Annotated in this window: 14 protein-coding genes and 4 pseudogenes; 10 read left to right on the top strand and 8 right to left on the bottom strand. The window is 69.3% G+C overall.

The genetic code is table 11. The annotated features are described in order from the left end of the window. Positions 1-326: 326 nt before the first annotated feature. From kdpC to ABZV38_RS30520, 5 genes and pseudogenes are all read right to left on the bottom strand, one after another. Complete coding sequence (gene kdpC, locus ABZV38_RS30540) at positions 327-956, bottom strand: potassium-transporting ATPase subunit KdpC (RefSeq protein WP_356331672.1); 630 nt, start codon at positions 954-956, stop codon at positions 327-329. Between the two features lie 22 nt (positions 957-978). Next, the gene (kdpB, locus tag ABZV38_RS30535) at positions 979-3096 is read right to left on the bottom strand and encodes a potassium-transporting ATPase subunit KdpB (RefSeq protein ID WP_356331671.1); all 2118 of its coding nucleotides are present in this window, start codon (positions 3094-3096) and stop codon (positions 979-981) included. Continuing rightward, complete coding sequence (gene kdpA / locus ABZV38_RS30530; protein WP_356331670.1) at positions 3096-4763, bottom strand: potassium-transporting ATPase subunit KdpA; 1668 nt, start codon at positions 4761-4763, stop codon at positions 3096-3098. Before kdpA ends, kdpB begins: the two co-directional genes overlap by 1 nt. Then, positions 4763-4852 carry a K(+)-transporting ATPase subunit F gene (kdpF, locus tag ABZV38_RS30525; protein WP_255921068.1) on the bottom strand — a complete coding sequence of 30 codons (90 nt, stop codon included), beginning with the start codon at positions 4850-4852 and terminating at the stop codon, positions 4763-4765. Before kdpF ends, kdpA begins: the two co-directional genes overlap by 1 nt. A gap of 643 nt (positions 4853-5495) precedes the next feature. Beyond that, positions 5496-5783, bottom strand: a pseudogene (locus tag ABZV38_RS30520) (integrase core domain-containing protein); the annotation flags it as partial. 177 nt (positions 5784-5960) lie between these two features. Here ABZV38_RS30520 and ABZV38_RS30515 point away from each other — a divergent pair. The 5 genes from ABZV38_RS30515 (at position 5961) to ABZV38_RS30495 (ending at position 12039) form a co-directional block, all read left to right on the top strand. Further along, positions 5961-6932 carry a bile acid:sodium symporter gene (locus ABZV38_RS30515; RefSeq protein WP_356331675.1) on the top strand — a complete coding sequence of 324 codons (972 nt, stop codon included), beginning with the start codon at positions 5961-5963 and terminating at the stop codon, positions 6930-6932. Between the two features lie 322 nt (positions 6933-7254). Next, entirely contained in the window at positions 7255-9576 is a 2322-nt protein-coding gene (locus tag ABZV38_RS30510; protein WP_356331669.1) for a tetratricopeptide repeat protein, read from the top strand. 173 nt (positions 9577-9749) lie between these two features. After that, positions 9750-10232, top strand: a complete 483-nt coding sequence (locus ABZV38_RS30505) for a hypothetical protein (RefSeq protein ID WP_356331668.1) — start codon at positions 9750-9752, stop codon at positions 10230-10232. A 75-nt stretch (positions 10233-10307) separates the two neighbouring features. Next, a complete protein-coding gene (locus ABZV38_RS30500; protein ID WP_356331667.1) occupies positions 10308-11549 on the top strand; it encodes a serine hydrolase domain-containing protein in 1242 nt (413 codons plus the stop codon). An 85-nt stretch (positions 11550-11634) separates the two neighbouring features. Beyond that, positions 11635-12039: a hypothetical protein gene (locus ABZV38_RS30495; protein WP_356331666.1), complete on the top strand. Its 405-nt coding sequence runs from the start codon at positions 11635-11637 to the stop codon at positions 12037-12039. 345 nt (positions 12040-12384) lie between these two features. Here ABZV38_RS30495 and ABZV38_RS30490 read toward each other — a convergent pair whose 3' ends face one another. Then, positions 12385-12615, bottom strand: coding sequence for a hypothetical protein (locus tag ABZV38_RS30490; RefSeq protein ID WP_356331665.1), 231 nt, complete (start codon positions 12613-12615; stop codon positions 12385-12387). Positions 12616-13070: 455 nt separating this feature from the next. Between ABZV38_RS30490 and ABZV38_RS30485 the strand changes: the two genes are divergently transcribed. The 3 genes and pseudogenes from ABZV38_RS30485 to ABZV38_RS30475 all read left to right on the top strand — a co-directional run. After that, a complete protein-coding gene (locus tag ABZV38_RS30485; RefSeq protein ID WP_356331674.1) occupies positions 13071-14135 on the top strand; it encodes a biotin/lipoate A/B protein ligase family protein in 1065 nt (354 codons plus the stop codon). 105 nt (positions 14136-14240) lie between these two features. After that, positions 14241-14762, top strand: a pseudogene (locus tag ABZV38_RS30480) (biotin/lipoate A/B protein ligase family protein); the annotation flags it as partial. Between the two features lie 184 nt (positions 14763-14946). After that, positions 14947-15225, top strand: a pseudogene (locus ABZV38_RS30475) (helix-turn-helix domain-containing protein); the annotation flags it as partial. A gap of 72 nt (positions 15226-15297) precedes the next feature. Here ABZV38_RS30475 and ABZV38_RS30470 read toward each other — a convergent pair. Further along, the gene (locus tag ABZV38_RS30470) at positions 15298-15927 is read right to left on the bottom strand and encodes a hypothetical protein (RefSeq protein WP_356331676.1); all 630 of its coding nucleotides are present in this window, start codon (positions 15925-15927) and stop codon (positions 15298-15300) included. A gap of 293 nt (positions 15928-16220) precedes the next feature. Between ABZV38_RS30470 and ABZV38_RS30465 the strand changes: the two are divergent. Together ABZV38_RS30465 and ABZV38_RS30460 are read left to right on the top strand one after the other, a co-directional pair. Next, positions 16221-16767, top strand: a pseudogene (locus ABZV38_RS30465) (DNA-binding protein); the annotation flags it as partial. Then, entirely contained in the window at positions 16764-17573 is an 810-nt protein-coding gene (locus ABZV38_RS30460) for a class I SAM-dependent methyltransferase (protein ID WP_356331664.1), read from the top strand. The pseudogene ABZV38_RS30465 and the gene ABZV38_RS30460, both read left to right, overlap by 4 nt. Before the next feature lie 11 nt (positions 17574-17584). Here the strand turns inward: ABZV38_RS30460 and ABZV38_RS30455 are convergent, their stop codons facing one another. Continuing rightward, on the bottom strand, positions 17585-19039 hold the full coding sequence (locus ABZV38_RS30455) for an amidase (RefSeq protein WP_356331663.1): 1455 nt from the start codon (positions 19037-19039) through the stop codon (positions 17585-17587). Positions 19040-19115: the final 76 nt, after the last annotated feature.

Genomic DNA, 19115 nt, shown 5'->3' with positions numbered 1-19115 from the left:
ATCCAGTCCGGCAGCGACCCGCCCACATCCTGACTCACCGCCAGAACGGTAGCGGCACCCCGCCCCAACATCAACGCAAGCTAAGTGGCATTGCCACAAGGCCCGTCTGCGCGAACTCCGTACGAGAGGCGCAGCACGTCCTTTATTTCACGTTGCGAGAGTCCGGTGGCTATGGGTATGTGGCTCGTCATGCGTCAAGTCGGTCACTGCGGCCCTGCGTATCACTGCGGCCACCTTCCTTGCGTGGGTGTCACGCCGCCCGGCGGCGCAGGTGTTCCCTGCGCCGCCGGGCGGCGTGGTGCGGTTGGTCCGACCGGGTCACAGCGTCACTTGAGGTCGGCGAGCGCGAGGTTGAGTTCCACGATGTTGACCCGATCCTGGCCGAGGAAGCCGAGAATCCGGCCTTGGACATGGTCCGCGACCAGCTTGCGGACGGTGTCCGGGGACAGGTTGCGAGCCAGCGCCACCCGGTCGGCCTGTTCATAGGCGTAGGCCGGGGAGATGTGCGGGTCGAGGCCCGACCCGCTGGCGGTGAGGGCGTCGACGGGCACCTGCGCCGGGTTGACGCCGTCGAACGCGGCGACGTCCTTGCGGCGCTGGTCGATCGCCTTGATCAGGTCCTCGTTGTTCGGACCGAGGTTGGAGGCACCGGACGCCAGCGGGCTGTAGCTGCCCGCGGAAGGCCGCGGCTGGAACCACTTCGGGTCCGGCTGGGCAGCCTCGTCGGCGTTGTTCGGGTCCTTCTTGGGCAGATCGAAGGTCTGTCCGATCAGGCTCGATCCGACGACCTTGCCGTTCTGCCGGACCTCGGATCCGTTCGCCTGGCCGGAGAACGCCGCCTGGGCGACGCCGGTGACGGCCAGCGGGTAGACGACGCCGGTCACGACGGTCATCACGAGCAGCATGCGCAGGGCCGACAGATGCTGGCGGACCGACTTCGGTAGGTATGTGGTCATGGTGGTCACCTTCTGTCGGCGGTCAGCGCAGTCCGGGGATGAACTGAATGACCAGGTCGATGAGTTTGATGCCGACGAACGGCAGGACGAGTCCGCCGAGGCCGTACACCCAGATGTTGCGGTTGAGCAGGGCGGCGGCCGAGGAGGGGCGGTAGCGCACGCCGCGCAGGGCGAGCGGGATCAGCACCACGATGATCAGGGCGTTGAAGATGATCGCCGAGGTGATGGCGGACTGCGGGCTGTGCAGCTGCATGATGTTCAGCTTGTCCAGGCCCGGGTAGGCGGAGGCGAACATCGCGGGGATGATCGCGAAGTACTTCGCGACGTCGTTGGCGATCGAGAAGGTCGTCAGCGCACCGCGGGTGATCAGCAACTGCTTGCCGATCTCGACGATCTCGATGAGCTTGGTGGGGTTGGAGTCCAGGTCCACCATGTTCCCGGCCTCCTTGGCGGCCGAGGTACCGGTGTTCATGGCCACGCCGACGTCGGCCTGGGCCAGCGCGGGAGCGTCGTTGGTGCCGTCACCGGTCATCGCGACGAGCTTGCCGCCCGCCTGCTCCCGCTTGATCAGCGCCATCTTGTCCTCGGGAGTCGCCTCCGCGAGGAAGTCGTCCACCCCAGCCTCCTCGGCGATCGCCTTGGCGGTCAGCGGGTTGTCACCGGTGATCATCACCGTACGGATGCCCATCCGGCGCAGCTCCGCGAAGCGCTCGCGGATGCCGTCTTTGACGACGTCCTTCAGGTGGATGACACCCAGGACGCGGGCCGTGCTGTTCTCCTTGACGGCGACGACGAGCGGGGTACCGCCCGACTGCGAGATGCGGTCGACCAGCGACTGCACCTCCTCGCCGGCCTCGCCGCCGTTCTCGGCGACCCATGCGGTGACCGCGGACGCGGCGCCCTTGCGGACCTGGCGGCCGTCGATGTCGACACCGGACATCCGGGTCTGGGCGGTGAAGGGCACGAACTCGGCGTGGCCGAGCTCGCCCTCGTGGCGGGCCCGCAGACCGTACCTCTCCTTCGCCAGGACGACGACGGAGCGGCCCTCGGGGGTCTCGTCGGCCAGCGACGACAGCTGCGCCGCGTCGGCCAGCTCCTCGACGGTGACAGAGCCGACCGTCAGGAACTCCGCCGCCTGGCGGTTGCCGAAGGTGATGGTGCCGGTCTTGTCGAGCAGCAGGGTGTTGACGTCACCGGCGGCCTCGACGGCGCGGCCGGACACGGCGAGCACATTGCGCTGCACCAGGCGGTCCATGCCGGCGATGCCGATCGCCGACAGCAGGGCGCCGATCGTCGTCGGGATGAGCGCGACGACGAGCGAGACGAGGATGACGATGGTCTGCTCGGCGCCCGCGTAGATCGCGAACGGTTGCAGGGTGACGACTGCGAGGAGGAAGACGATGGTCAGCGAGGCGAGCAGGATGTTGAGCGCGATCTCGTTGGGCGTCTTCTGCCGGGCGGCGCCCTCGACCAGGGCGATCATCCGGTCGATGAAGGTCTCACCGGGCTTGGACGTGATCTTGATGACGATCCGGTCCGACAGCACCTTGGTGCCGCCGGTGACCGCCGAGCGGTCGCCGCCGGACTCGCGGATGACCGGGGCCGACTCACCGGTGATCGCCGACTCGTCGACGGAGGCGACACCCTCGACGACATCACCGTCGCCGGGGATGACCTGCCCGGCCTCGACGACCACGTGGTCGCCCAGGCGCAACCCGGAGGCGTGCACCTCCTCCTCGTGGAGGGAGGTCGCTCCCGGCCGCCAGTCGGTGAGCCGACGTGCGACGGTGTCGGTCTTGGTCCGCCGCAGGGTCTCCGCCTGCGCCTTGCCGCGGCCCTCGGCGACGGCCTCGGCGAGGTTGGCGAAGACGACGGTCAGCCAGAGCCACACGGTGATGACCCAGGCGAAGATGCTCGGGTCCTTGATCGCCGAGAGGGTGGTCAGGACCGCGCCGACCTCGACCACGAACATGACCGGGTTCTTGAACATCACCCGGGGGTCGAGCTTCTTGAACGCGTCGGGGAGCGAGGTGACCAGCTGCTTCGGGTCCAGCATTCCGCCGGAGACCCGGTGCGGCTGCCGCGGCCCGGTCGGAGCGTCCCCCGGCGCGGCGGGGCGTTCGAGGGTGGTCAGGGACATCAGGACAGACCTTCCGCGAGCGGACCCAGCGCAAGGGCCGGGAAGTAGGTGAGGCCGACGACTATCACGATCACGGCCGTCAGCAGGCCGACGAACTGCGGCCGGTGGGTGGGCAGGGTGCCCGCCGTGGCCGGGACCGGCTGCTGCTGCTGGGCCAGAGAGCCGGCCAGCGCCAGGACGAACACGATCGGCAGGAAGCGGCCGAAGAGGCCAACCAGGCCGAACGCCACGTTGTACCAGACGGTGTTGACGGTCAGACCTGCGAAGGCCGAGCCGTTGTTGTTGGCGGCCGAGGTGAAGGCGTACAGGACTTCGGAGAAGCCGTGCGGGCCGGAGTTGAGCATGCCCGCACGCTCACCCGGCAGCGCCATGGCGACGCCGGCGCCGATCAGGGCGAGCGCCGGGGTGGTGAGGATGTAGAGGGAGGCGAACTTCATCTCGCGGCCGCCGAGCTTCTTGCCCAGGTACTCCGGGGTGCGGCCGACCATGAGTCCCGCGATGAACACCGTGATGATCGCCAGGACGAGGAAGCCGTAGAGGCCGGAACCGACACCGCCAGGGGCGATCTCACCGAGCATGATGTTGAAGAGCGCCATACCGCCGCCCATCGGCGAGAACGAGTCGTGGAAGGAGTTGACGGCGCCCGTGTTGGTGAGCGTGGTCGACGCCGCGAACAGCGCCGAGCCCCACACGCCGAACCGCTGCTCCTTGCCCTCCATCATGCCGCCCGCCAAGTGGCCGGCCTGGCTGCCCACACTGTGCAGCTCGCTCACGGTGATGATGGCGACCGAGGCGGCCCAGATCACGCCCATCACGGCGGTGATCGCGTAGCCCTGCCGCTTGTCACCGATCATCGTGCCGAAGGTGCGCGGCAGGCAGGTGGGGATCACCATCAGGAGGTAGAGCTCGAGCCAGTTGGTGAAGGCGTTGGGGCTTTCGAACGGGTGGGCCGAGTTGGCGTTGTAGAAGCCACCACCGCTGCTACCGAGCTCCTTGATCGACTCTTGGGAGGCGACCGGGCCACCGGTGAGGGTCTGGTGGTCGCCCGCGATGGTCGTGATCGACTGGAAGCCGTGGAAGTTCTGAATGGAGCCTGCGGCGACCAGCACGATCGCGAAGACGAACGAGATCGGCAGCAGCACACGCAGCACGATGCGGGTCAAGTCCACCCAGAAGTTGCCGACGTGGGCGGTCTTCTTCCGCGTGAAACCGCGGATCAATGTGGCCACCACAGCGATGCCGACAGCGGCCCCGACGAAGTCCTGCACCACCAGGCCTGACATCTGCACCAAGTGGCCCAGCGCTGATTCGCCCGAGTACGCCTGCCACTGAGTGGTGCTGGCGAAGGCCGCCGCTGTGTTGAACGCCAGGTCCGGCGCCATCCCCTTCATACCAAGCGACAGCAGAAAGTGGTTCTGCAGCCGCAGGAACCCGTAGAGGAAGAGCATGGAAACCAGCGAGAAAGCCAGCAGGCTGCGCAGATACGCGCCCCACGGCTGCTCGACGTCTCCGTCCACACCGCCTACGCGGTAGAACACACGCTCCAGCCGCCAGTGCTTGCCGGCGGTCAGGACGTGCGCCATGTAGTCGCCGAGCGGACGGTAGCTCAGCGCCAGCGCGCCTATGAGGGCCAGGATCTGGAGCCAGCCCGCGAGAGTCTCATTCACTAGAACCGCTCCGGGAAGATCAGGCAGAGGACCAGGTAGACCACCAGGCACACCGCGACTATCAGGCCGACAATGTTCTCGATACTCACAGCCGCTCCGCCCCCTTGGCCGCGAGCCCGAGAAGGCCGAAGACCACGAAGCTGAGCACGATAAAAACCACGTCGGACATGAAGAAACCCCGGAACAGAGACGATGAACGAAGCCGCCCGAGCCCTACCGGGCGTGGGGAACACGGGGGCCAGGAGCGGTGCCGGTGGACCGGCTGGGACAGTGAAGCGCCGCACCAGCGCTCACGGACAGGGCGCTAGCGCTTTCCTGGCACGCCTGCCGATTGACCTGATGCCACCTTGACAGTCCGTGACCGCAGCGACATCCAGCCGTTGCCTCCCTGTTAGGCCACTCCATGGAGGTTCGCTGCCGTTGCCCGGCCCTTCCCCATGTCACCGGCGTTCGTCACGCGTCCCATGGACAGGCAGCAGGTCGACGTCAAGGAAACATCAAATGCGCAGCTCGCCACGTAGCGGCACCGTCAATGAAGAACGTCGCTGGCGCCGTGAGGAGTTCCATTGCTTGTGTAAAAAGACCGACGTCGGCACTGGAAGGCAGGCCGCAGGCTGTAAACGCGATTCCGAGCGGTCCGGCGATGGACCGCCAGGGCCTGCGAGTGCCGATAGCGAGCGGATGGTGGGCGGTCGTCCGCGTCTGCGGGTGCCGATACATCATCCGGCCTGCTCAGACGGCATGTTGGTACGCGTGCAGGGTTCCGCCGAGCCCATCTCGTCGCCAGACCTCAAGATGTTTCATCTGCGCTGGCACGTTGATCGGTTTGGGTAGTGGGCAAGCGGGCTTCAGCGCTCGGTGCGGTCGATGCCAGTTGCAGAAGGACTCGAACTCGCGGAGCGCGTGCAGGAGGTGGCTCTGGTTCCAGATCAAGGTGCGATCCAGGAACTCGCGCCGGCACGTCTGTATCCAGCGCTCCATAAGGGAGTTCCTGCGCGGCATCTGGATGCCGGTGGTGACGGCCTTCGGCCGGCGCCGAAGGACAGCACGCCATCGCGGTGAGGCGGCACAGTGCTGGAGTCCGAGCCGGTGGCGTGACCTGTGAGGATGGGCGAGTGGCTGCCGCCCGGCGGCCCGTAGGAGTACAAGGGAGCAGTCAGGGTGTCGCAGCAGGGGCCGCAGGGCCTGGTCGAGCGGATGGAGCGCCACCAGGTCGCGATCTACCTCGCGGCGATGGCCGCCGGTGCGCTGCTGGGCTGGCTGGCCCCGGCCGCTGGCCCAGGGCTGGAGCACGCGATCAACCCGGTACTTGGTGCCTTGCTGTTCGTCACCTTCCTCCAGGTCCCGGCCGCCGAGCTGGTTCGCTCGCTGCGCGACGGGCGCTTCCTGTCCGCGGCCCTGGTGGTGAACTTCGTGATGGTGCCGCTGGTCGTCGCGGCGATGTTCACGTTCCTGCCCACGGACCAGGCCGTGCGGGTCGGAGTGCTGCTGGTGCTGCTGTGCCCGTGCGTCGACTACGTGATCGTGTTCTCTGGACTGGCCGGTGGCTCCAGCCGCCGCCTGCTGGCCGCCACCCCGCTGCTGCTCGTGGCCCAGATGCTGCTGCTGCCGGGGTTCCTGTACCTGTTCATGGGTGCCGGACTGGCCGACATCGTCGAGGTCGGCCCGTTCCTCGAAGCCTTCGTGTTCCTGATCGTCATCCCCCTCACGCTCGCCTGGGCCCTGCAGGCGTGGGCCGCGCGCCGCCCGGCCGGACAGCAGGTCACCGACGCGGCGACCACCACGATGGTGCCGCTCATGGCCGCAACTCTGCTGACCGTGGTTGCCTCCCAGGTCCCCAAGCTCGGCGGCAGCCTGACCAACGTTGCCGCCGTCGTCCCCTTCTACGCCGTGTTCCTGCTGGTCATGGCGTTCGCCGGAAAGACCGTGGCCCGGCTGTTCCGCCTCGACACCGGCGCCGGGCGGGCGATCGTCTTCACTGGCGCGACCCGCAACTCCCTGGTCGTGCTGCCGCTGGCCCTGGCACTGCCCGACGCACTTGCGGTGGCCGCGGTCGTCGTGGTCACCCAAACCCTCGTCGAAGTCCTCGGCATGGTCGCCTACGTCCGCCTGATTCCCCGGCTACTGCCCGCCGGGGAGGCGACTGCGAAGGACCCCGCCGCGCCCTGACCCCGCCGCCGGCCAGCAGCAAGAGCATCCCGGGCGGCAGCCGCAGGCGTCCGACTCGGCTCCGGCAGACGCATGCGACGCGGCGCCAGGGGCGCGCAGCAGCCCTTGCCCTGCCAGGTGTCGCGGGAGCCGGGCCACATGGTGCGCGGGCGCGCCCGCGGGCCACCGTCCTACCGTGAGGTCACGTTGCGGACTGGTGCCGACGCCGGAGTTCAAGGTCACAGTGCTGCCGATGGTGACCGGGGATGGCTGCCCGGACCTGCCTCCGACCACGTCTCTCGATCTAGGATCATGGCGGGAAGCTGGGGAGAGGCTGGTAAGCGTGCGTGCGGAGTTGGCGGGGCAGCTGCGGCAGTTGCGTGACCTGACCGGGCGAAGCCTGCGGGAGCTGGCCAGTGATGTGCACGGCAGCAGCTCCTCGCTGTCGCGCTACTTCTCCGGCCAGGCCGTTCCACCGTGGCCGACGGTGGTCGCGCTGTGCAAGGTGGCCGGTCGTGACCCGAGGCCGATGCGTGAGGTGTGGGAGCGGGCCAAGGACGAGCCTCAGACGCGCACCGCCGCGACCACCGCCACTGCACCGGTACGCAATGACCTGCCGCACGACATCACCGCCTTCACCGGGCGACGAAAGGAGCTGGCCGCCCTCCTCGGCGCCGCGCGGAACACGACGATGGTGGCAATCGACGGTATGGGCGGGGTGGGCAAGACCGCGCTGGCCGTACACGGCGCACATCTGCTGACCGCCGAATTCCCCGGTGGGAAGCTTTACTTGGACCTGCACGGGTTCACTCCGGGCCGGGAGCCGGTCGAGCCGACGGAGGCGTTGCGGGTGCTGCTGGCGGCGCTCGGGGTGCCGCCCGGCCGGATTCCCGTCGGGATCGCCGAGCGGGCCGCGCTGTGGCGGTCGGAGCTGGCGGCGCGGCGCGCGATCGTGTTGCTGGACAACGCCGCCGACGCCGATCACGTGCGCGATCTGCTGCCCGGTGCCGGCCGGAGCTTCGGCGTGGTCACAAGCCGTCGGCGGATGGTGGAGTTGGACGGCGTCCAGCCGATCTCGCTGGACGTGCTGCCGGCCCTGGAGGCGGCGGAGCTGTTCCTCGAGTCCGCGGGCGGGGCTCGTTCCGGTGATGTCGGCGAGGTGTTGCGCCGGTGCGGGAACCTGCCGCTGGCCATCCGGGTGGCAGCCGCACGGCTGCGCCACCGGCCCGCGTGGACGCTCGACACGCTGGTGGAACGGCTGCGTGAGGGCGAGCCTGCGGTGTCGGACGTGCTGGAGATGTCGCTTCGGCAGCTGGACTCCGCCCAGCGGCGCATGTTCCGGTTGCTCGGGCTGGCTTCGGGCACCGACATGTGCGTTCATGGTGCCGCCGCTCTGGCCGACATCCCGTTGGGCAACGCCCGGGGGTTGCTGGAGGAACTGGTCGACGCGCATCTGATCCAGGAGCCGACGGCGGGCCGCTACCGGCTCCACGACCTGTTGCGGCAGGCGGCTCGCGCGGACGGTACCGAGCCGGACGCTGTGGCGGCGATCGCCAGGCTGGCCGATTACTACCTGAGCGGTGTGCTGGCGGCGGACCAGGGGATGCGGCACAAGATGTCACCGCTGCCCATCACGATCGCCCACCCGCCCGAGCGCGTTCCCGAGATGGACGGCATGACGGGTGCGCTCGCCTGGCTGGATCGGGAATGGGCCAACATCGAAGCGGTGTTCGCCTTGGCCGTCGAGCTGCGGTTGGACACCTCCGTGATCGGACTCACCCTGGCAGCGGATGTCTACTTCATGCGGCGTGGTGGTCTCGGCCGCTGGGAGCCGATGATCGACATCGCACTGTCCGCCGCGCAACGCCGGGACGATCGCCGATCGCTGATCTGGCTGCGGTTCCGCCGCGGTCTTGCCCGGCACCTCGGTGGCCGGTCGACGGAGGCGCTGCCGGAGTTCGAGGCGGTGCAGGCGTTGATGGCGGAGGCTGGCGATGTCCACATCGAGTTCGAGGTGCTGCAGCGACTCGCGGAGCAACGCATGCGGGCAGACGACTTCGAGGGGTGCCTCGACCTGTTGCGCCAGGGGGAGGTCATCCTGCCGGAAGGCTCGGACTTCGACGTCTACCGCGTACTGACACAGGGGCGTATGGGTAAGGCACTGGTCCGGCTGGAACGCTTCGAACAGGCACGGGAGGCCGTCCTGTCGGTGATCCAGACAGCCCGCACTCGCAACGACCCGCAGCTCGAACGCCTCTGCCTGGACGTGCTCGCCGCCGCCGCGCTCGGGCTTGGTGACGCCCCGACCGCTCTGGAGCTGTCCCAACAGGCGGTGGAGATCAGCCGGGCGACCGGTCATCAGTTCTTCGAGGCGGTCAGCCTGACCGATGCCGCCGTGGCCGCCCGGCACCTCGGCCAGATCGAAGAAGCACTGGCCCTGCACGAAGAGGCTCACCGGATCATCGAGGCGACCGGGGAGCAGCAGTACGCCATCGGTGTACTGCTCGCGTATGGCGAGACGTGCCGGCTCGTCGGTGACCCCGTCACGGCCGAGCGGCACCTTGGCCGCGCCCTCGAACTTGCCACCGCGCTGGAGATGCTCGCTCTCGCCGATGAAGCCCGCCGGAACTTCCGTTTGCTGAGGGAGTGCGAGCTCGGCAGCTGAGGCAGGTGCACGTCGTCTGCTCCAGGTGTTCCGTCCCGTCCCAGGACACCCCGGGCAACGCCGGGCCGATTAGGCAACTGCGCAGGTCAGTCGGGTACCGGTGGAATGCCCCGCCGTCCCGCAGGTCATGGCACGGCTGGTCCCGGGGCAGGCCGGCGGCGAGGCTCGTTGCCATGCAGACAACGTCGCCCCTGCTGGCCGAGCTGGACTCGCTGCCCGCCCGGTGGGAAGTGGATGGGACGCTCGCCGCGCCCGTCGCAGCGGTCGCCGCGCTCCTGCTCGCCGTCACTGGCGGGCGGGTCGGCGAGGACAACCTGCTGGTGCTGGCCAGGGCTTCGACGGCTCGGCAGGGAGCGATGACCGTCGTGGCCGCCTCCGGCGTCGGGGCTTACCGCGCCGAGCTCGCGGGGCCGGTGGAGCCGGTGGAGATCCAGGTGGACCGGGCCCGGTCCAGGATGGCGGTGCAGAGCTGGTACGGCGGAGTGCACACCGTCACCGCCTGTCCCGCAGGCACTCGGGTAACCCATCGCGTCCACCGGGTCATCCCCGACCATCCGGGATTCGCGGACGGTATCGCCGAGATCGGCCTGCGTGCCCGTATGGCCCGCGATCTGCGGCAGGTGCTGCACGTTATCGCCGACCGACTCGGCTGCTGACCGTCCGCCTTCCCCCAAAGATCGGGATGTCCGAGTGGGCGATCCCGTCCGTTCGATCAATAGGAGTGCATCATCATGTCCGTCGTCCTCGCCGACCAGTCCGGCGGCTTCTCCAAAACCGGGTTGCAAAGAGTGCGCGACGTGCTGGCCCGGCATGTCGACTCCGGGAAGATGCCCGGAGTCGTCGCACTGTTCAGCCGGGCTGAGGAGACGCATGTCGAACAGCTCGGGACGTATCGCCGCGACGGCGGCGCGCCGATGCGCCGGGACACGATCTTCCGGATGGCCTCCACGTCCAAGCCGGTCTCGGTCGCGGCGGCGATGGTGCTGCTCGACGAGTGCCGGCTGCGCCTGGACGACCCGGTGCAGGAGTGGCTGCCCGAACTCGCCGACCGGCAGGTACTCAAGCGGATCGATGGCCCGCTGGACGACACCGTCCCGGCTCGCCGGCCGATCACCGTACGGGACGTGCTGACCTCCACGTTCGGACTCGGCATGGATATGACCGTGATCGGCACCCCGATCATGGGCGCGGTCTTCGAGAAGGGCATCACGCCCAACCTGCCGACGCCGATGCCCGAGCCGGACGAGTGGATGCGCCGCCTGGGCGAGCTGCCGCTGATGCATCAGCCGGGCGAGCGCTGGCAGTACCAGATCGCCAGCGATCTGCTCGGCGTGCTGGTCGCCCGGGTCACGGGCCTGTCGTTCGAGGCGTTCCTGCGCGAGCGGATCTTCGGCCCGCTGGGCATGAAGGACACCGGTTTCCATGTGCCGGCCGACCAGATCCACCGGCTGCCGCCCCTGTACGCCCCCGACCCGGAGACCGGCGAGTTCCACGTGTGGGACGAGGCCGAAGGCGGGAGGCACAGCGCGCCGCCGGCGTTCCAGAGCGCGGGCGGCGGGCTGAACTCCACCGCCGACGACTACTACGCCTACTTCCGGATGTTGCTGAACGGCGGCACACACGGCAGTGAGCGGATCCTGTCCAAGGCCGCCGTCGAGTTGATGACCACCAATCGCCTCACGCCCCAGCAGCAGGCGGCCCGGCAGGAGTTGGCGACCAACAATGTGCACATCTCCTTCGGTCAAGGCCAGCACGGCGGCTGGGGCTTCGGAATGGCGGTGCGCACCTACCGCGGCGACTACGCGCCCATCGGCCAGTTCGGCTGGGACGGCGGCGCAGGCACCTCGACCTACGCCGACCCCGAGAACCAGCTCACCGGCATCCTGCTCACCCAGGTCGGCGCGTCCGTCCCGAACTCGATCCACCTCATGCACGACTTCTGGGCCACGCTCTACCAGGCCATCGACGACTGACACCAAGCCCGCCAAAAGGCGAGATTTCCTCGCCGGGCTCCCGTAGCCCATCAATCCAGCCCCGCATCCCAAGGAGCGCACACCCATGTCCCTCACTCTCACCGACCAGGACGAGACCACACTGCGAATCGCCGCATACGGCGCCGTCACGCTGCTCGCTGCCGCAGGCGCCGCCGGCAAGCCCCACAAGATCGCCACAGCCGGCTCCATAGCCCTGAACTCGGCGACCGGCCAGGTCGGCCACGTGCTCGCCACGTACCCGCAGGGCAAGGAGCTGGCCGGCAAGTCCACAGCCGAGATCGCCGACCGCGTGCTGCCGGCCCTGACCGCGGCCATGAACCTGCTGAACGCGCAGGCCCCCGCCGAGGCCGACAACTTCCGCCACACCGTCCTCGTCGCCGTCGAAGCCGCCCAGGCCCGCCAGGGCAAGCCCAACCCCGTCACGGTTGAATTGACCCGCAAGATCACCGAAGCCCTCGACGCCGTCTGACCGGCCACCGACCCGCGTGGCCCACAACGTGTCACGGGCCGCGCGGGCTCGTGACACAACGGCGTGGCGGTCCAGGAACCGCGCAGACCCGCCACGACGGCCGAGGCCGCCCAGCACAGGGCGCCGGCGACGCCGTTACGGGCCGAACCGTGTTCGAGTCCGCCAGGCCACTGCCGACGCCCCGCACTCGATCATCACCGCGCCGGGACACGCGCATACCTCCCCGCGCTTCGGGTGCCGGTCCCGGGTCTCACGCTTCCGGTCCCATGAGTTCGAAGTCGTCCTGGGCGAACTCGCGCTGTAGCCGCTCATTTACTGGTGGGGTGTGGATGTTGCAGAGCGGCGCTATTCCTTGGTGTCGTAGGTGGACTCGCGGTCTCTGACAGCGAGATAGGCGGACCAGTTGGGTTGAGTGTAGGCGGCCCACTTATGCGCGGTATCGATCGAGATGCCCAGCAGTTGCGCGAGTACGGGCGGCGCTAGCTTCTCGGCGAGTGAGATGAGCGCGGCGATGCGTGCGGGCTGGACGTGGAAGCCGTGTCGGCGCATGAGCAGGCTGAAGCCGGGTGCGGACATTGGCTGGCCAGGGATATTGCCGGGGAACAGCCACTGTTGGGATGCCTGCGAAGGCGGGAGCAAGGGTTCGTCTTGAGTCGTCGTGGCGAGACCGGCAAGGAGGTCAGCTAGGAGGGGCGGGAGGGAGAGGGCGCTGTTCCGCAGCCGGAGGCAGGTGCCGTCACCCCGCTGCTGGAGGTCGGCCGCGGTCAGGTGCCGGATCTGTTTGGCATGCAGACCGTAGGGCCCCCAAACTCAAGCGGACCCAAACCGTGACCTCGGAGATGGAGGAGCGCAGTCGCCGTGCACCTGGGCGGTCCGCCCCTGCTGCGGGGCCTGTCTTGGGTCCAGGAGACGGTCCGCAAGACCAGCCTTCATCACGGTGAAAGCGCGGATTAAACCGCATGGCGGCGGCGTTATCACTCAGCGGAGCCGATTTGTAGAGATGAGAGTCGGACGGAAGCGAAGGCATGGCTGTGCACGGTGAGTACAAGGTTCCCGGCGGCAAGCTCGTCGTGGTCGATCTGGACGTCGAGGGCGGCGCGCTGCGCAACGTACAGGTATCCGGTGATTTCTTCCTCGAGCCCGACGAAGCCATCCTCGCGATCGACGCGGCCCTGGAGGGCGCCCCGGCCAACACCGACACCGCCGGGCTCACCGCCCGTATCGACGCGGCGCTGCCCGCCTCCACCGTGATGCTGGGCCTGACCTCCGAAGGCGTCGCCGTCGCCGTACGCCGGGCCCTCGCGCAGGCCACCGAGTGGAGCGACTACAACTGGCAGCTCATCCACGAGGCCCCGCAGTCCCCCGCACTCCACATGGCACTCGACGAGGTCATCACCTCCGAGGTGGCCGCCGGACGCCGCCCGCCGACACTACGGGTGTGGGAGTGGAACTCTCCCGCCGTGATCATCGGCAGCTTCCAGTCGCTGCGCAACGAGGTCGACCCCGTCGGCACCGCTCGCCATGGTGTCACTGTCGTGCGTCGCATCTCTGGGGGCGGGGCAATGTTTGCGGAGCCGAGCAGCACCATCACCTACTCGCTGTCAGTGCCCCAGTCCCTCGTTTCCGGCCTCTCCTTCGCGGACAGTTACGCCTACCTCGACGACTGGGTCCTCGCGGCGCTCGGCGACATGGGCATCAAGGCCTGGTACCAGCCGCTCAACGACATCGCGACCGACATCGGGAAAATCGCCGGAGCAGCCCAGAAACGCATCGTGGGCCCCGACGGCGGGCCCGGCGCCGTGCTGCATCACGTCACGATGTCCTACGACATCGACGCCGACAAGATGCTCGAAGTCCTGCGCATCGGCAAGGAAAAGATGTCCGACAAGGGCACCAGGAGCGCCAAGAAGCGCGTCGACCCCCTCCGCCGGCAGACCGGCCTGCCACGCGAGGCCGTCATCGACAACATGATCGACTCCTTCCGCAAGCGCCACGGCCTCACCCAGGGCGCAGTGACCCCTGAGGAACTGGCACAGGCGGAAGAACTCGTACGCACCAAGTTCGGCACTCCCGAGTGGACGGCACGAGTGCCGTAGCAGTTCCTGACTCGCTCGGAGGCTGCGTCGCTCCAGCCAAGTACTCGCAGGTCAGAGCCTCTTGTCGCCGCCAGAGAAGCGTCGTAGTGTCTTCGCGGTACGACCTTCGTGGAGCCCGGCAACACCATCACGTACTCGCTGTCCGTCCCGGACGCCCTCGTCTCCGGCCTCTCCTTCGCGGACAGTTACGCCTACCTGGACGACTGGGTGCTCGCGGCGCTCGGCGACATGGGCATCAAGGCCTGGTACCAGCCGCTCAACGACATCGCCACGGACGCCGGGAAGATCGCGGGCGCGGCGCAGAAGCGGGTGGTCGGTCACGACGGTGCCGTGCTGCACCACGTGACCATGGCGTACGACATCGACGCCGACAAAATGCTCGACGTCCTCCGGATCGGCAAGGAATAGCTCTCCGACAAGGGCACCAGGAGCGCCAAGAAGCGCGTCGACCCACTGCGGCGGCAGACCGGGCTGTCGCGCGAGGCCGTCATCGGCCGGATGGTGGAGTCCTTCCGCAACCGCTACGGGCTCACTCATAGCAGCATCACGCCTGAGGAACTGGCGCGCGCGGAAGAGCTGGCCGCCACCAAATTCAGCAGTGCGGAGTGGACAGCACGCGTGGCGTGAGGAAGCACGTCATGTTGCGGGAGACAGGGCGACCGGGCGTCGGCCTGTCTCTTCACGCCACCACTCTCCCAACGCCAAGGCAGGGCGGTCCACTGCGGAGATCGTTTCCGGCAACCCAGGCACCGTCCGCCCCGTCCCGGCGTGCCAAGTTGCTCGCGGCAACGCACGTTGCCCGTGGCCCGTCATGCTGATGGAATCGACCGCCGAACGGGATGTGTTCCCCGGCGGCGCCCGGATGGACGCGCTGGTCAATGAAGGGGAGAGCGACATGCTGGAGACGGTGGGGCTCACGGCCGCCGAGGGCGACGTGTACCGCCTGCTGCTGGCCGCCGAGTCGGCGTCCGCCGAGGAGATCTCCGGCTGTTCGGGCCTCAGCGCCCCGGCAGTCCAGCGTGTGCTGCTCGCCCTGGCGGCCAAGGGACTGGCGTACGCGGTGGAGGAGAGTCCCGGCTGGTTCGCGGCCATCCCGCCGGAGATCGCCCGGGCCTGCTCCAGCGCCACGCCGAAGCCCTGGAGCAGGCCCGGGCGGTCGTGCTCAACCTGGTGGAGACGTACCGCCGCAGCGCGCGGTCCTGGGGCGCGGGCGAGACGATCGAGATTTGGCGCGGCCGTCGAGCCAGACCCGGCGTACGCCGGCCCCCATGGTCGTGGCGCCCGCCTTGGCGGGGGCGATGCTCTCCCAGAACTCCGCGGCGCCCTTGCGGTGTTCGCTGAGGGTCGCGAAGGAGGTACCGGGGATGGCATTGACCTCGCCGGCCCCGGCTGCGGTGAGCCGGCGCTCGGCGGTATCCGCGTCACCCGCGTACTGGAAGATGAGCGGCAGGCTCGACCGCTCGGCGTACTTCCCCTTGGCCAGGGCCGAGACGTTGAACAGGGCCCTGTCGAGGCGGTCCGCCGCGATCAGGGGAAGCGCGTCGACGGGTATGACCGTCCAGTCGAGCCCGTTCTGACGCTTGATGAACGTGATGTGCTCGCGGCCTTCGGCAGGTTCGACCGAGACGCTCTGCCGGCCCGCCGGGTCCTTCTCCAACGTGACGCGGTCGCCCGTGATCAAGGTGACCTGATGCCGGGTGGATCCGGGCGACTCGGCCGCCTTGCCCTGCACGACCGAGTCGGCCCGATCGGCGTCCTGAGCGGCACCCGGTGTGGCAGTCAGACCCGCCAACAGCGCTGCGAGAGCAGCGGCCGCCACATACTGTGGCCGGGGTCTGTGGACCCTCGGCCACCATCTGCTGTTCATGTGTCTCATCGGGAGAGCATCGCGCCGCAGATGGTGGGAATCAGCACTCTCCACTGTCCAGCAGATGCCAAGTCACCTTTACGCCACGGCACAGGAGCCGCGAAGCATCCCAAACAGTACTGAAGTCGCGAGGGCGGGTCCGGTGTCGTGGTCTGTGTTTCCACCGGGGGGTACCGATGGGCCTTCCCTGACGGCCGAGGAGCCTGACGAGGCTTCCGCTCGCCTTCCACTTCATCAACCGAATCGTGTCGTCCCTGCTGACCGAGGACATGCTGCCCGGTGGCGCACAGAAGTACCGCCTGGTACGGAGCGTGGCGGGCCGCTCGCTGGCCCGTACGGTCCGCCGCGAACTTGTTCCCGGCGAGAGCCTGGCCCTGCTGGAGACGGAGGGGGCGGCGCCCGGGTGGGCGGCGGGCACCCCGATCGGCACCGCGTTCGGTGCGCTGTACGGCGGCGCACCTGGGTGCGGGGCTGCTCAGTGACGAGGACGCGGCGCTGGTGCGGGCATCGGTGGCGGCCTGGGACGGCGTCGCACCGCTCCCCCTGCACGACGAGGCGCTGCCGGACCGGGCGGAGCGGCCGGGTGCACGGCTGGCGCTGCTCGCGGCGCGTGCCCCGTACCGGATCACGGACGACGACGTGGCGGCCTGGCCGGCACCGCCGTTCACCGATCACTGTCTGGTTCAGCTGATCGCGTTCGGCGCGATCTGCGCTGTCGAGCGCATCGAGGCCACCCTGACCGCACGGACCGAGGAGCACGCATGACCGTCACCGACGCGTGGAACGGACAGCTCGGCCGGCACTGGGCCGACCATCCCGACCGCTACAACGCCATGGTGGCCTGCTTCGACGAGCCGCTGTTCGACGCCGCGGCGATCGGCGCGGAGGACCGGGTCGTCGACATCGGCTGCGGCACCGGGTTCTCGACCCGGATCGCGGCGCGGCGCGCCCCACGGGGCCGGGTCACCGGCGTCGATGTCTCCGTGCCGCTCCTCGAACGCGCCAGGGCACTCACCGACTCCGGAGAGTTCCCCTTCGTCTCCTACGAGTTGGGGGACGCACAGGTCCATCCGTTCGAGCCGGCCGGCTATGACGTGGCGATCAGCCGGGGCGGCGTGATGTTCTTCGCCGACCACATCGCGGCGTTCACCAATATCGCGCGCGCCCTGCGCCCCGGCGGCCGGCTGGCGTTCATCTGCCCGCAGCCCCCGTCGCCGGACGGCGAGGAGCGCAAGGCGCTCGGGCTGCTGGCTTCCCTGTTGGGACAGGAGCACGCGGTGGAGAACACCGTGGCGGTGGCCATGGCCTCGCTCTCGGACCCGGAGCGCGTCCGGAAGGTGCTGGGCGCGGCGGGCTTCGAGGAGATCGGCATCGTCCCCGTGACGGCCACGACCCGCTGGGGGCGGGACGCGGCGGACGCGGTGGACTTCTTCATCTCCCGTACGCCGGGTCTCACCGTCTCCGACGCCACCCGGGCCTCGATGATGGACACCCTGCTGCCGTACGAGACGGCGGAGGGCGTGCTGCTGAGGGCGGGGGTGTGGGTGGTCGGCGCCCGCCTGCCGCTCTGACCGGCGGTGTGTCAGGAGCCCGCGGAGGCCGGCGGCCGGTGCTCGTACCAGCGCTGATCGGCCTCCAGCTGGGCCGCGAGGGAGATCAGCAACTCCTCGCTGCGGGAGGGACCGAGCAGCTGGGCGCCGACAGGAAGTCCGTCCGGGGTGAACCCGGCCGGGACATTGATGCCCGGCCAGCCCAGCACGTTCCAGGGCCAGGCGTACGGGCAGGCCTCGGCGATCGCCACATCGGTGCGCCAGGCGCTCAGCCCGTCGAACGTGCCGATCCGGGGCGGCGGTGCGGCGGTCGTCGGGGTCAGCAGCACGTCGTACCCGGCCCCTGCCGGGGAGGTCCGGAAAAGCGCGCCGATCCTGCGGTGCTGACGCACCTCCCGCGCCCTGGCCGCTCGCACCACCCGGCCGCCTAGCCGGGTGCCGGTGCGCAGGGCGCTGCGGGTGCGCGGGTCCAGGAGGGCGGGCTCGGGATGGAGTGCGGCGAGTTCGGCGATCCCGGCGGTGGCTCGGGGAACGAAGCCGAGCCCGATCAGCCCGTAGCGGGGCCTGGCCTCCTCGACATGGTGGCCGAGCCGGGCCAGGGCTTCGGCGAGCGCGGTGACGGCCCGTCGTACGGCCGGGTGAAGGGCCGAGCCGGTGAGGGTGAGCGGGGGCCGCCAGGCGAGGGCGATCCGCAGCCTGCCCGGATCGCGTCCGGCGGCCGCAGAGGCGGCGACGGGCGGCGGCCGGTGCAGGTCGTCGGGGTGCGCTCCGGCGACGGCGTCGAGCAGCAGCGCGGCATCGGCGACGGTCCGGGCCAGCGGGCCGTTGACGGTAAGGCCCTGGAAGGCGTCGTGGTGCGGGTGGACGGAGATCCGGCCGCGCTGCGGTTTGATACCGATGAGATGGGTCCAGGCGGCGGGGATCCGGACGGACCCGGCACCGTCCGAACCGAGCGCGGCGGGCACCAGCCCGGCGGCGACGGCCGCCGCCGAACCACCGGACGAGCCGCCGGGGGTGTGCCCGGTGTGCCACGGGTTACGGGTGGCGCCGAAGCCGGGCCCTTCGGTGAAGGGCCACTGGCCGAGCTCGCAGGAGTTGGTCTTCCCGACGATCACGGCCCCGGCAGCGCGCAGCCGGCGCACGACCTCGCTGTCCGCGGTGGCCGCGGGCAGATCTCCGCGACAGCCGAAGTGAGTGGGCATCCCCGCGATATCGGTGTCGTCCTTGACCGCGACCGGCACCCCGAGCAGCGGCAGCCGCTCCCCCGCGGCGAGCCGCCGGTCGGCTTCCGCGGCCTCGGCCAGCGCGGACGTGGCACGCAGATGACGGAAGGCATTGAGGGTGCTCTGGCTCGCTTCGATCCGTGCGAGGGCAGCGGACACCTGCTGTGTCGAGGTGGTCCGGCCGTCGGCCAACGCCCGTGCGGTGTCGGCCAGTCCGGTCCGGTCGGTCGGCTCGGTGAGTTCCACGGCTTCTGCAGAGGACATGGGGTGCCCGCCTCCCGGATATCGGTGCGTGCCCGCACCTGACGGCCCGTACAGACTTACTGGAGGGTAACGAGTG

It is taken from the genome of Streptomyces sp. NPDC005181 (assembly GCF_040608395.1).
Classification (GTDB): Bacteria; Actinomycetota; Actinomycetes; order Streptomycetales; family Streptomycetaceae; genus Streptomyces.
The sequence above is the reverse complement of the archived record's forward strand: the minus strand, read 5'-3'. Positions and strand labels throughout refer to the sequence as shown.